The sequence below is a fragment of the Pseudomonas sp. HN11 genome, from assembly GCF_021390155.1.
Taxonomy (GTDB): domain Bacteria; phylum Pseudomonadota; class Gammaproteobacteria; order Pseudomonadales; family Pseudomonadaceae; genus Aquipseudomonas.
The window spans coordinates 4,588,550-4,600,756 of the sequence record NZ_CP089985.1 but is presented as its reverse complement, the minus strand read 5'-3'; the positions used below and the strand labels follow the sequence as shown (position 1 = coordinate 4,600,756).

The 12,207-nt window shown below is 60.1% G+C and carries 13 protein-coding genes; 7 read left to right on the top strand and 6 right to left on the bottom strand.

From position 1 onward, the window contains the following. Positions 1–48 precede the first annotated feature (48 nt). The 3 genes from LVW35_RS20950 to LVW35_RS20940 are packed head-to-tail and all read left to right on the top strand — an operon-like array spanning position 49 to position 2,029. The gene (locus LVW35_RS20950; RefSeq protein ID WP_233891859.1) at positions 49–1,170 is read left to right on the top strand and encodes a beta-ketoacyl-ACP synthase III; all 1,122 of its coding nucleotides are present in this window, start codon (positions 49–51) and stop codon (positions 1,168–1,170) included. A 17-nt stretch (positions 1,171–1,187) separates the two neighbouring features. Further along, positions 1,188–1,802, top strand: a complete 615-nt coding sequence (locus tag LVW35_RS20945) for an RNA polymerase sigma factor (RefSeq protein ID WP_233891858.1) — start codon at positions 1,188–1,190, stop codon at positions 1,800–1,802. Beyond that, positions 1,796–2,029, top strand: a complete 234-nt coding sequence (locus tag LVW35_RS20940) for an anti-sigma factor family protein (protein ID WP_233891857.1) — start codon at positions 1,796–1,798, stop codon at positions 2,027–2,029. The genes LVW35_RS20945 and LVW35_RS20940 overlap by 7 nt, the downstream gene beginning before the upstream one ends. A gap of 79 nt (positions 2,030–2,108) precedes the next feature. Here the strand turns inward: LVW35_RS20940 and LVW35_RS20935 are convergent, their stop codons facing one another. After that, a complete protein-coding gene (locus tag LVW35_RS20935; protein ID WP_233891856.1) occupies positions 2,109–3,461 on the bottom strand; it encodes a putative porin in 1,353 nt (450 codons plus the stop codon). Between the two features lie 283 nt (positions 3,462–3,744). On the opposite strand from LVW35_RS20935, the gene LVW35_RS20930 reads away from it, so the two are divergent. Then, positions 3,745–4,869: a GNAT family N-acetyltransferase gene (locus tag LVW35_RS20930; RefSeq protein WP_233891855.1), complete on the top strand. Its 1,125-nt coding sequence runs from the start codon at positions 3,745–3,747 to the stop codon at positions 4,867–4,869. Positions 4,870–4,881: 12 nt separating this feature from the next. On the opposite strand, the gene aqpZ is transcribed toward LVW35_RS20930, so the two are convergent. The 5 genes from aqpZ to LVW35_RS20905 form a co-directional block, all read right to left on the bottom strand. Continuing rightward, complete coding sequence (gene aqpZ / locus LVW35_RS20925; protein WP_233891854.1) at positions 4,882–5,583, bottom strand: aquaporin Z; 702 nt, start codon at positions 5,581–5,583, stop codon at positions 4,882–4,884. 184 nt (positions 5,584–5,767) lie between these two features. Beyond that, the gene (locus tag LVW35_RS20920; protein ID WP_233891853.1) at positions 5,768–7,600 is read right to left on the bottom strand and encodes an ABC transporter ATP-binding protein; all 1,833 of its coding nucleotides are present in this window, start codon (positions 7,598–7,600) and stop codon (positions 5,768–5,770) included. Positions 7,601–7,693: 93 nt separating this feature from the next. Next, a complete protein-coding gene (locus LVW35_RS20915) occupies positions 7,694–8,257 on the bottom strand; it encodes a peptidylprolyl isomerase (protein ID WP_233891852.1) in 564 nt (187 codons plus the stop codon). A gap of 3 nt (positions 8,258–8,260) precedes the next feature. Beyond that, the gene (locus LVW35_RS20910; RefSeq protein WP_233891851.1) at positions 8,261–9,064 is read right to left on the bottom strand and encodes an alpha/beta fold hydrolase; all 804 of its coding nucleotides are present in this window, start codon (positions 9,062–9,064) and stop codon (positions 8,261–8,263) included. Between the two features lie 14 nt (positions 9,065–9,078). Further along, positions 9,079–10,002: a LysR family transcriptional regulator gene (locus tag LVW35_RS20905; RefSeq protein ID WP_038848033.1), complete on the bottom strand. Its 924-nt coding sequence runs from the start codon at positions 10,000–10,002 to the stop codon at positions 9,079–9,081. Between the two features lie 49 nt (positions 10,003–10,051). Between LVW35_RS20905 and LVW35_RS20900 the strand changes: the two genes are divergently transcribed. From LVW35_RS20900 to LVW35_RS20890, 3 genes are all read left to right on the top strand, one after another. After that, positions 10,052–10,366, top strand: coding sequence for a 3-phosphoglycerate kinase (locus LVW35_RS20900; RefSeq protein ID WP_233891850.1), 315 nt, complete (start codon positions 10,052–10,054; stop codon positions 10,364–10,366). Between the two features lie 139 nt (positions 10,367–10,505). Then, on the top strand, positions 10,506–11,105 hold the full coding sequence (locus tag LVW35_RS20895) for an FMN-dependent NADH-azoreductase (RefSeq protein WP_233891849.1): 600 nt from the start codon (positions 10,506–10,508) through the stop codon (positions 11,103–11,105). Between the two features lie 203 nt (positions 11,106–11,308). Then, positions 11,309–12,175 (top strand): carboxylate/amino acid/amine transporter, encoded by an 867-nt coding sequence (locus tag LVW35_RS20890; protein WP_233891848.1) that lies wholly within the window; start codon positions 11,309–11,311, stop codon positions 12,173–12,175. Positions 12,176–12,207: the final 32 nt, after the last annotated feature.

The window sequence follows — 12,207 nt, the reverse complement described above, 5'->3', positions numbered from 1 at the left end:
GTACGACGGTACCAATATCTTCTGCCTGACAGATTTAGAGGAACGACCGTGCATAACGTCGTCATCAGCGGCACTGGCCTGTACACCCCGGCCAATAGCATCTCCAACGAAGAGCTGGTGCAGTCTTTCAATGCCTACGTACAACAGTTCAACAGCGACAACGCCGCGGCTATCGAGCGTGGTGATGTGCCGCCGCTGACCGAATCCAGCGCCGCCTTCATCGAAAAAGCCTCGGGCATCAAGAGCCGCTTCGTGATGGACAAAGACGGCATTCTCGACCCGCAGCGCATGGCCCCACGCCTGCCCGAGCGCAGCAACGACGAATGGTCGGTGCTCTGCCAGATGGCCGTCGGCGCCGCCGAACAAGCCCTGCAACGCGCCGGCAAAACCGCCGCCGACATCGACGGTGTGATCGTCGCTTGCTCCAACCTGCAGCGCGCCTACCCGGCTATCGCCATTGAAGTGCAGGAAGCCTTGGGCATCGAGGGTTTTGGTTTTGACATGAACGTGGCGTGTTCCTCGGCTACCTTCGGCATCCAGAACGCGGCCAACAGCATCCAGCTGGGCCAGGCGCGGGCGATTTTGATGGTCAACCCGGAAGTCTGCACCGGCCACCTGAATTTCCGCGACCGTGACAGCCACTTCATCTTTGGTGACGCGGCCACCGCCGTGGTGCTGGAGCGCGCTGACCTTGCAACGTCCGAACATCAGTTCGACGTGGTGAGCACCAAGCTGCTGACCAAGTTCTCCAATAACATCCGCAACAACTTCGGCTTTCTCAACCGCACCGCGGAAGAAGGTGTCGGCGCGCCGGACAAGCTGTTCATACAGGAAGGCCGCAAGGTGTTCCGCGACGTATGCCCGATGGTGGCCGAGCTGATCGGCGTGCACCTGGAAGAAAACCAGCTGAACGTGACCGATGTGAAGCGCTTCTGGCTGCACCAGGCCAACCTGAGCATGAACCACCTGATCGTGAAGAAACTGCTGGGCCGCGAAGCGTCGGTGGAAGAAGCGCCGGTGATCCTTGATACCTACGCCAATACCAGCTCGGCGGGTTCGGTGATTGCCTTCCACACCTACCAGGATGATCTGCCCAAGGGCTCCGTAGCGGTGCTCAGCTCGTTTGGCGCGGGCTATTCGATCGGCAGCGTGATCCTGCGCAAACGCTAAGACAATCGAGGTCATGAATGGCAGCAGCGGACGACGCGCACCTGCTTGAACGCCTGCTCAAGGGTGAGCAGCGGGCCTACAAGGAACTGGTCACCACCTACCAGAGCGCCATGCGGGCGGTGGCCTATGCCATCGTCGGCCAGCGCCACGCCGACGAAGTCGTGCAGGACGCCTGGCTGTCGGTGGTGCGCAACCTGGCCAAGTTTGAAGGGCGTTCCAGCCTCAAGACCTGGCTGCTGACCATCACTGCCAACGCCGCCAAGGGGCGCTACAAGCAGAATCGTCGCGAAGTGTTGCTCGACGACCTGCCTTCGCCTCATGGCACTATCGGTGATGACCGTTTCTCCCCCGATGATGGTCACTGGGCGGTAGCGCCCTATGCCTGGCACCAGGACACCCCGGAAGCCCTGCTGACCGAGGAAGAACTGCGCAAATGCCTGGAGCACACGTTACTGAGCTTGTCGGAGTTGCAAAGCAGCGTGCTGGTGTTGCGTGAGCGTCAGGGGTTGGAGTTGGAAGAGATCTGTAATCTTCTGACGCTGTCGCTCTCCAATGTCCGTGTGCTGTTGCATCGGGCACGGCTTAAAGTCTTCGCCACGGTGGAGCATTTTGAGGAAACAGGCGAATGTTGACCTGTAAAGAACAAGTGGCACGTTCCAGCGACTATCTCGATGGGCAATTGACCTTTCGCGAGCGTCTGCTGGTGCGTCATCACTTGATGTTCTGCCCGAACTGCCGCCGTTTTATCCGCCAGATGCGCCTGATGCAGGCGACGCTGAAGATAATGCCGGATGAGCCGGTGGAGGGTGTGGATGCCTTGGCGCAGCGGTTGGCTGAAGAACGACTCAAGGGGGAGTGAAGCTGCTGCAAGCTGCAAGTGAAAAGCGGCAAGTGACGCGCTTCTCCTTGAAGCTTGTCGCTTGCCGCTTAAAGCTGCTTTAGAACTTGGCTTCTGCGTCCAGTTGCAGGGTGTTGGCGTTCGCATCGCGATAGCCGGTGGCGCTGGCGTAGTCGGCTTTGGTCAGGAAGTAAGTGGCGCCGATGGCGAAGTTCTTGTCGATATCGTAGCCGACCTTGAACTTGTGACCGCGTGCACCGGTGAAGCCGCCGGCGAAATCGGAGTCGGTAAAGGCACCCACCACCGCATAACGTTGTACGTCGCGGTAGTTGTAGTCCAGGTTCAAACCGAACACTTTGGACTTGGCACCGAGCAACCAGGCCGTGTCCTTGTCTTTGTCAGTGGCTTTGGTGTTTTGCACGTACTGGCCGTAGAACGACAACGGTACGGCCAGACCGCCGATATCGACTTGGCTGAAACCTTCATACAAACGGTACTCGCTGGCATTGCCGGCGGTGGTGTTCGCCACCGTTTCGCCTGGTGTCAGGCAGCCAGGGGTGGTGCCGGTGGTGGTTGGGCAACGGCTGTCTTCGTCGTTCTGGAAGGCGTAGACGCTACCGCCCAGGGTCAGTTTCAGGTTGTCGCTCAGCGAGAAGCGCGACCCCAACTGGCCGGCGGTCATGCGCAGGTCGTTGCGAAATTGCACGCCGTCGCCGTTGACGTTGTCCTTCAGGCTGTAGTTACCCAGGCTGCCGAACAGTTCGGCGCTGCTGCCCAGTGGGTACTTGTAGGTCAGTGCCAGGCCTTCCGGGTTGATATCGCTATCCCAGATCACATCACCCATGCTGACCCACGGCTGCAACATCTTGCCGCCGATCACGTGCAGGTTCTTGATTTGGGTCGGGTGGTAGTCGATGTAACCCAGGTCCAGCCAGATCGACTTCTTGTTGAAGTAACCGTCCAGATCCTGGTTGGTGGAGCGCGCATCGTCGCTGCTGCCGGTGGCGACACGAATGCCGGTGTCGACCTGGGAGTTGATTTCGGTAAACGCGCCCAGACGGGCACGGATGCGCTCACGGTCCTTGTCTTTGCCGCCGTTGTTCGGCGTGCCGTCGATCTTGATGGTTTCGTGGCGGAAACGCACATCGCCCTTGAGTTGAGTCTTGGCCGCCCAGGCCAGCTTCTGGCCGAAGCTGCTCAGCTCGTTGGTTTTCTTCGCGGTGGCCGCGATCTGTTCGTTGGTCTCTTGTTGAGCTTGCCGTGCGATCTGCTGTTCTTTCTGGTCTTTGGCCAGTTCGCTTTGCAGTTCGGTGTACTGCGCCGCAGTGATCTGGCCGTTGGCCTTGAGCATGTCGAGCAATTTAGCGTCGACTGCAGCGCTGGCCGGAACGCTCAGGGCCAGTAACAGGCCGCCGCACAGAACCGCCGCAGTTTTAGTGGAAGCAAGACGCATATCAATCTCCGAAAGTGAGGAGGGATGGCAAACCATCCAGGACACAACCGACCGATGACGGACGGAAAAATAACCACCTGCTAGAACCAGGCGCTCTAAAAACAGGCGTCAGTATCACGATCGTTTATGACGGAGCAGTGGCGAAGTGATGTCATCTAGATGACAAATTTTTCACGTCTGGAACTATCGCCTGAGAGCCTTGTCGCGCGAATCGGGGGTGTGCGAAGTGCGGCGATCAGCGATACTCGCCTGGCTTTCACGCCCTGAAGTAGTGAGGATGCCGATGCCGTTGCAACGCCTGGACAGCCTGTCCGAGATCGCCCCGCAAGCCTGGGATTCGCTGGTGCCGCAGGCCCAGCCGTTCGTACGGCATGCCTTCTTGAGCGCACTGGAAGACAGCGCCAGCCTGGGCCCGCAATCGGGTTGGCAAGCCGAGCATTTGCTGCACTGGGAGGGCGATCGGCTGGTGGCGGCTTTGCCCAGCTATCGCAAGTGGCATTCCTATGGGGAGTACGTGTTCGATCACGGTTGGGCCGATGCCTGCGAGCGAGCCGGCATTGAGTACTACCCCAAGCTGCTGACCGCCGTGCCGTTCAGCCCGGTCAGCGGGCCACGCCTGTTGGCGGTGAGTGCAGAGGATGGTTTCGAGCTGCTGAAAAGCCTGCCGGGTTATCTGGAAATCGAAGGGCTTTCCAGTGCCCACATCAACTTCACTGACGAACTTGCCGATGCAGCGCTTTCCCAACAACCGGGCTGGCTGCAGCGCTTGGGCTGCCAGTTCCACTGGCAGAACCGCGGCTATCGCGATTTCCAGGATTTCCTCGACGCCTTGAGTTCACGCAAGCGCAAACAGATGCGCAAAGAGCGCGAACAAGTGGCGGGGCAGGGCATCGACTTCGAGTGGCTGCACGGCCATGAATTGAGCGAAGCCCAGTGGGATTTTGTTTACGCCTGCTACGCCAACACCTACGCCATCCGCCGTCAATCACCCTATCTGACCCGCGCGTTCTTCAGCCTGCTGGCCGAACGCATGCCCGAGGCGATCCGGGTGGTCCTGGCCAAACAAGGCGCACGCCCGGTGGCCATGGCCTTCAGCCTGATTGGCGGCGACAGCTTTTACGGCCGCTACTGGGGCTGTCTGGCGGAGTTCGACCGCCTGCATTTCGAAACCTGTTTCTACCAGGGCATGGACTACGCCATCGCGCACGGTCTGCAACGCTTCGATGCGGGGGCACAGGGCGAGCACAAGTTGATCCGCGGGTTTGAGCCAGTGATTACACGGTCATGGCACTACCTGCGCCATCCGGGGTTGAAGAATGCGGTGGAGGATTTTCTGGAGCGTGAGCGGGTGGGGATCGTGGCGTATGCGGAGGAGGCGAGGGCAGCCCTGCCTTATCGACAGGGCTGAACCCATTTTGCCTCAGCCAGGTGCCTCCTTACCCAGCCATCGATAGGTAACCCCGCCGATTACCGCGCCAAGGATCGGCGCGAGCCAGAACATCCACAACTGCTGGATTGCCCACCCGCCGACGATCAGGGCCGGGCCGGTACTGCGGGCCGGGTTGACCGAGGTGTTAGTCACGGGAATGGAGATCAGGTGGATGAGTGTCAGCGCCAGACCGATGGCGATGGGCGCAAGGCCCGGCGGGGCACGGCGGTCGGTGGCGCCGAGGATGATCACCACGAACATGGCGGTCATCACCAGCTCACAGACAAAACCCGCCGCCATCGAATAACCGTCGGGCGAATGCTCGCCATAGCCGTTGGACGCGAGCCCCGACGCCAGTTCGAACCCCGGTTTGCCACTGGCAATGAAATACAGCAGCGCAGCGGCGATCGTTCCGCCGACCACCTGCGCCACGATATACGCCGGCAGTTCCCTGGCTGGAAACCTTCCGCCGACGACCAGCCCCACCGACACCGCCGGGTTGAGGTGACAACCGCTGATATGCCCGATGGCGAATGCCATGGTCAGCACCGTGAGCCCGAATGCCAGGGACACGCCCAACAATCCGATCCCGACTGCGGGGAACGCTGCGGCCAGCACCGCACTCCCGCAACCGCCCAGCACCAGCCAAAACGTACCTAACCCCTCTGTGATTGAACGCTTGAACAAAGACATTCAGCCCGTCCTTGATAGATCGCTCTACCGGATCCGTAAATCAGTGATGCTCCCTGCAGATTTACTTCAGCGCCCGTCTGGGCACTGCACTGATTACAGCACGGTTGTGGCACAAATCCAGGGCATGAAAAAGCCCCAGTGCCCTTTGTTTTCGGGCACTGGGGCTTTTTTCGGCAGTGCGGTATCAATCGATGCCGACAAACCCGCCCGTCTGGTGCTGCCACAATCGTGCATACAGCCCGCCATGGACGAGCAGCTCGGCGTGGCTGCCGCTCTCGGCAATCTGGCCTTTCTCCAGCACCACCAGGCGGTCCATCCGCGCAATGGTCGACAACCGGTGCGCGATGGCAATCACCGTCTTGCCCTGCATCAGGGTTTCCAGGCTTTCCTGAATGGCCGCTTCCACCTCCGAGTCCAGTGCGGAGGTCGCTTCGTCCATGATCAGTATCGGAGCGTCCTTGAGCAGCACGCGGGCGATGGCGATACGTTGGCGTTGACCGCCGGAGAGTTTCACCCCGCGCTCACCCACGTGTGCGTCCAGCCCGGTACGACCTTCGGAGTCCGACAGCAACGGGATGAACTCATCGGCACGCGCCTTGTGCACCGCCGCCCAGAGTTCTTCGTCGGTGGCGTCCGGCTTGCCGTACAGCAAGTTGTCGCGGATCGAACGGTGTAGCAGCGAAGTGTCCTGGGTGATCATGCCGATCTGCTCGCGCAGGGATTCCTGGGCGACCTCGGCGATGTTCTGGCCGTCGATGAGGATGCGCCCGCCTTGCAGGTCGTAGAGGCGCAGCAGTAGGTTGACCAACGTCGATTTGCCCGCACCGGACGGGCCGATCAGGCCGATTTTTTCACCGGCCTTGATCTCAAGGTTCAGGCCGCCAATGATCCCGCTCTTCTTGCCGTAGTGGAAATCCACCTGCTCGAAGTGCACTTCGCCACGGGGTACGCTCAAGCGCGGGGCGTTGTCGCGGTCGATCACGGCCAGTGGTTGGGCGATGGTTTTCAGGCCGTCCTGCACCTGGCCGATGTTTTCGAAAATGCCGTTGACCACCCACATGATCCAGCCGGACATGTTGACGATACGGATGACCAGGCCGGTGGCCAGGGCAATTGCGCCCACCGAGATCAGCGAATGCGTCCACAACCATAGGGCCAGGCCGGTGGTGGTAACGATCAGCAGGCCGTTCATGGTGGTGATCACGATGTCCATGCTGGTCACCACGCGGCTGGCCAGTTGGGTTTTTTCGGTCTGCTCGATGATCGCTTCCTTGGCGTATTCCTGCTCATAGCGGGTATGGGCAAACAGCTTCAAGGTGGTGATGTTGGTGTAGCCATCGACGATACGGCCCATCAATTTGGAGCGCGCTTCGGAGGAAATCACCGAGCGCTCCTTCACCCGTGGCACGAAGTAGCGCAGCGCCAGGCTGTAGCAGATGATCCAGGTCACCAGCGGGATCATCAGGCGCCAGTCGGCCTCGGCAAACAGCACCAGGGCACTGATGGCGTAGATCGCCACGTGCCAGATCGCATCCACCGCCGCCACCGCAGAGTCGCGCAGGGAGTTGCCGGTTTGCATGATGCGCTGGGCAATGCGTCCGGCGAAGTCATTCTGGAAGAAGTTCAGGCTCTGCTTGAGCACATAACTGTGGTTCTGCCAGCGGATCAGGCTGGTCATGCCGGGGCTGATGGTCTGGTGCACCAGCAGGTCATGCAGAGCGCCGAAGATCGGGCGCAACAGCAGCGCGACCACGGCCATCCAGATCAGCTCGGTGCTGTGGATCTGGAAAAAGTCTGCGGGCGGCGTGCCCTGGGCGAGGTCGATAATGCGGCTCAGGTAGCTGAACAGCGCGACTTCGATCAGCGCACCGATCAGGCCTACCACCAGCAAGGCGGCGAAATGCGGCCACACTTGGCGCAGGTAGTAGAGGTAGAAGGGCAGGACTTTGTCGGGTGGGGCGTCGCTGGGCGCGTCGCGGAAAATATCGATCAGTTGTTCAAAACGACGATAGAGCATTAGGGTTGACGCCCGCCTGGCGGGCTCTCCTTTCAAATACGCGCGGTACCTTGTGGGCACCGCGCGGGGCTACTTGAATAAAGCCCTGTTACCTCAGTCGATGCGCTTGGCCGACTTGATGTACACAGGATCGATTGGCACATTCTGCATGCCCTGCTTGGTAGTGGTCTGCGAGTTGACGATCACATCAACCACGTCCATGCCCTTGACCACCTTGGCGAACACGGCGTAACCGGCATCACGACCCGGGTCGAGGAAGGCATTGTCGGCGACGTTGATGAAGAACTGGCTGGTGGCCGAGTTCGGGTCACTGGTGCGCGCCATGGACAGGGTGCCACGTACGTTATGCAGGCCGTTGCTGGCTTCGTTCTTGATCGGCGCTTCAGTTGGCTTTTGCGACATCGACTGGGTAAAACCGCCGCCCTGGACCATGAAGCCCGGGATCACACGGTGAAAAATTGTGTTGGTGTAGAAGCCCTTGTCGACATAGGCCAGGAAGTTCTTGGTGCTGATCGGCGCCTTGACCGGGTCCAGCTCGATCTCGATGTCGCCGTTGGTGGTGGTGATCAGTACGTGGGGCGCCTTGGCGGGCTCGGCGGCCATCAGGTTGGCGGCGAACAGAACAGAACCGGCAAAGAAGGCGATTTTTTTCAGCATGGGTCAGTGATCCTGGGTAGTGGCTTCGACTGTCTTTAGGAAATCGAGCAGGGTTGCGTTAAAGACTTCGGGTTGATCCAAGGGCGTGGCATGGCGGGAATCTTCGATTACCACCAGTCGCGCATCGGGCAGCAGTTTTACATAGTTTTCTTTCTGCGCCACGGGGGTGTAGTCGTGGTCGGCGCTGATGACCAGAGTTGGACAGGTGATCCTCGAAAGTCGTTCCTGCACGCCCCAGCCCACAATCGCATCGAAGCTGGCGAGATAAGCACGTTTGTCGTTCTTTGCCCAGCGTTCGGCCATCTTGCGGCGAAGGTCGGCCTGTTGCGGTTTTGGGAATAAGCGGTCGCCCAATGCCTTGCCGAGGGTGGCCAGGCTGAGTACACGCGCCAGGCTCCGCCGTTTAGCCCATTGCCAATAGTCATTGGCACTGCGCACCTTTACCTGCGGCGCGCTATTGACGATGCACAGACTTTTGACCTGCGCGGGTTCGTCCACGGCCAACTGGAAAGCGATCATGCCGCCCATGGACAAACCCACCACATGGGCGGACGGCAGGTCCAGGTGATCGATCAGCGCAAGCAGATCAACGGTGAAGCCCTGGATGCTGTAGCGCTCACGGGGTTTGTCCGATCGCCCATGGCCGCGCACATCCACCAAGATCAGGCGGAAATGCCGAGCGAGCACCGGTATTTGTAACTCCCAATCCTGGCAACTGGAGCCCAGGCCGTGAATCAGGATCAGCGGTGTGCCGTGGCCGTATTCCTCGTAGTGCAGGCTGCATCCTTCGTGGTCGAACCAGGCCATGCATGAACTCCGTTTCAGGCTTGCTGGGGGGCGGCGAAAGGCGCGTCCAACGGCGCGGTGTCAAAGGTGCGCAGCAGTTCCACCAGGATCTGCGTCGCCGGCCCCAAGGGTTTGTCCTTGTTTGAATACAGGAAGAACGTGGGGTGACGGCTGCCGCCTTGTTCCAAGGGTAGTTGCTTGAGCACGCCTTCGGCGAGTTCGCGTTCGATCATGTGCCGGGGCAGCCAGGCAAAGCCCAGGCCGCTGCCCACAAAGGCGGCGGCGGTGGCCAGGCTGCCGACGGTCCAGCGCTGTTCGGCACCGAGCCAACCCACATCCCGGGGTTGCTGGCGGCCGGAATCGCGGATCACCACTTGCATCTGGCTCTCCAGGTCCTGGAAGCTCAGTTCGCGATTCATGCGGTGCAAGGAATGCTCGGGGTGTGCCACGGCGACAAATTCCACATCGCTCATTTCCGTGCCCAGGTAGCCAGGGATGCTGAAACCGCAAATCGCCAGGTCGGCCACGCCTTCCATCAGCAACTCTTCAACACCCGACAGCACTTCTTCACGCAGACGCACACGACAACCCCGGCTCTGTGGCATGAACGCGGTAAGCGCGCGCACCAGGCGTGCGTTCGGGTAGGCCGCGTCCACTACCAGGCGCACCTCTGCTTCCCAGCCTTGTTCCATGTGGTGAGCGAGGTCTTCCAGCTGGCTGGCGTTTTTCACCAACTGTCGGGAACGGCGCAACAGCACTTCACCGGCGTCGGTGAGCACCGCCTTGCGCCCGTCGATGCGCAGCAGCGGCACGCCAAGCTGGTCTTGCATGCGGGCCACGGTGTAGCTCACCGAAGACTGTGAACGGTGCAGCGCTTCCGCCGCCTGGGCGAAGCCGCCATGATCGACCACGGCTTGCAGCGTGCGCCATTGATCGAGGGTAACGCGGGGCGCTTTCAAGATGGGTTCCTCTTGTCCTAAGCTGACAGTCCTTATTGGAGACTGCCGAATGAGAAAATTCTGTTGTGTGTTGCTGGCCTTGCTGCCGATGAGCGCATTTGCCTACCCCATCGACGTGACTAAAAAGATCGACGGCGTCAGCATCGATTACACCGCCTCCGATGTGGACGGCGATATCAGCTCGATCCAGCTCAATAACTACGGCACCAACGATGCGGTTTGCTCGGTAATCTTCACCAATGGCCCGGAATCGCCGCGTCGCCGTACGGTCACCGTGCCAGCGGGCAAAAGCACCAACACCACGGTCAAGTTCAACCGCGCCATTATCAAGATGCGGATCGCCTTGGCTTGCGCCCCGAAGTAGCCTAAGCGCGGAGCATGCTCCGCTTATGAACAAATTTATAGATGGGTTATAGCAGTTTTTTGCGCTTTTTTATCGAATTGGCTCTGTTTAATCTTCACTCCATCGACTTACAGCAATTACAGATGGAGCCTACAACGCCATGTCCAATGTTCTGATCATCGAAAGCAGCGCCCGCCAGCAGGATTCGATTTCCCGCCAACTGACCCAGCAGTTCATCAGCCAATGGCAGGTCGCTCATCCGGCGGATCAGATCACCGTACGTGACGTGGCCCTCAACCCGGTTCCACATCTGGACGCCAACCTGCTCGGCGGCTGGATGAAGCCAGCGGATCAGCGCAACGACAGCGAGCAAACGTCTCTGGATCGCTCCGACGAGTTGACCAACGAACTGCTGGCCGCCGACGTCTTGGTGATGGCCGCACCGATGTACAACTTTGCCATCCCCAGCACCCTCAAAGCCTGGCTTGATCATGTGTTGCGGGCCGGTGTGACCTTCAAGTACACCGCCACCGGGCCACAGGGCCTGCTGACCGGCAAGCGCGCCATCGTGCTCACTGCGCGCGGCGGCATCCATACCGGTGCCAGCTCCGATCACCAGGAACCCTACCTGCGCCAGGTCATGGCTTTTATCGGTATCCACGACGTCACGTTCATTCACGCCGAAGGGGTGAACCTCAGCGGGGACTTCCAGGAAAAGGGCATCAACCACGCCAAGGCACTGCTGGCACAGGTCGCGTGATCCTTTAATCGCCAGATAATCCCGCGATGTTTATCTAGTCCCACGCAAGCCCTTCAAGTACGCGTAACAAACCTCCCTTTGCACTTTCTGCTCCTGAGTGCTCCTGCCCGACTGCCGCTTTAGCGAGGTCGGGTTTTTTTTGCCCTGAGTTTCTTCAACCGCCGAAAACCTTTAATGTCCCGCCCATTCGAAACGAGGCGCGCATGGGCTACTTACTGGTTGTCACCCTGATTCAGGCATTTTCCTTCAGCTTGATTGGCGAATACCTCGCCGGTCATGTCGACAGCTACTTCGCGGTGCTGGTGCGTGTGTTGCTGGCTGGGCTGGTATTTGTCCCGCTGACCCGTTGGCGTTCGGTGGAGCCTGCCTTCATGCGCGGCATGCTGGTGATCGGCGCGTTGCAGTTTGGCGTGACCTACGTGTGTCTGTACCTGAGCTTTCGTGTGCTCACGGTGCCGGAGGTGCTGCTGTTCACGATCCTCACGCCGTTACACGTGACCCTCATTGAGGATGCACTCAATCGCCGCTTCAACCCTTGGGCGCTGATCGCCGCACTGGTGGCGGTGGCGGGCGCGGCGGTGATCCGCTTCGACCAGATCACCCCGCACTTCCTCGGGGGCTTCTTGCTGTTGCAATTGGCCAACTTCACCTATGCCGCCGGGCAGGTGATGTACAAGCACCTGGTGGCGCGCTATCCGAGTGATCTGCCGCACTACCGGCGCTTTGGTTACTTTTATGTGGGCGCATTGCTGGTCGTGTTGCCGGCGTTCTTGATGTTCGGCAAGGCCAACTACTTGCCCGACGCGCCGCTGCAATGGGGCGTGCTGGTGTTCCTCGGCCTGGTCAGTACCGCGCTGGGCATGTACTGGTGGAACAAGGGCGCCTGTCTGGTCCAGGGCGGCACCCTGGCAGTGATGAACAACCTGCATGTGCCGGTGGGGTTGCTGCTGAACTTGCTGATCTGGAACCAGCATGAGCCGCTGGGGCGCTTGGCCTTGGGCGGGCTGGTGATTGTCGGGGCGGTGTGGATCAGCCAGTTGGGTGAGCGCAAACAGCCGATCCTGCGCTGACCCCCTGTGGGAGCGGGCTTGCTCCCACAGGG

Bases quoted from the DNA above. Each gene is read 5' to 3' on its own strand.
- LVW35_RS20920 (WP_233891853.1), bottom strand. From the start codon at position 7,600: ATGCTCTATCGTCGTTTTGAACAACTGATCGATATTTTCCGCGACGCG.
- aqpZ (WP_233891854.1), bottom strand. From the start codon at position 5,583: ATGTCTTTGTTCAAGCGTTCAATCACAGAGGGGTTAGGTACGTTTTGG.
- LVW35_RS20940 (WP_233891857.1), top strand. From the start codon at position 1,796: ATGTTGACCTGTAAAGAACAAGTGGCACGTTCCAGCGACTATCTCGAT.
- LVW35_RS20945 (WP_233891858.1), top strand. From the start codon at position 1,188: ATGGCAGCAGCGGACGACGCGCACCTGCTTGAACGCCTGCTCAAGGGT.
- LVW35_RS20890 (WP_233891848.1), top strand. From the start codon at position 11,309: ATGGGCTACTTACTGGTTGTCACCCTGATTCAGGCATTTTCCTTCAGC.
- LVW35_RS20895 (WP_233891849.1), top strand. From the start codon at position 10,506: ATGTCCAATGTTCTGATCATCGAAAGCAGCGCCCGCCAGCAGGATTCG.
- LVW35_RS20935 (WP_233891856.1), bottom strand. From the start codon at position 3,461: ATGCGTCTTGCTTCCACTAAAACTGCGGCGGTTCTGTGCGGCGGCCTG.
- LVW35_RS20910 (WP_233891851.1), bottom strand. From the start codon at position 9,064: ATGGCCTGGTTCGACCACGAAGGATGCAGCCTGCACTACGAGGAATAC.
- LVW35_RS20915 (WP_233891852.1), bottom strand. From the start codon at position 8,257: ATGCTGAAAAAAATCGCCTTCTTTGCCGGTTCTGTTCTGTTCGCCGCC.
- LVW35_RS20930 (WP_233891855.1), top strand. From the start codon at position 3,745: ATGCCGTTGCAACGCCTGGACAGCCTGTCCGAGATCGCCCCGCAAGCC.
- LVW35_RS20900 (WP_233891850.1), top strand. From the start codon at position 10,052: ATGAGAAAATTCTGTTGTGTGTTGCTGGCCTTGCTGCCGATGAGCGCA.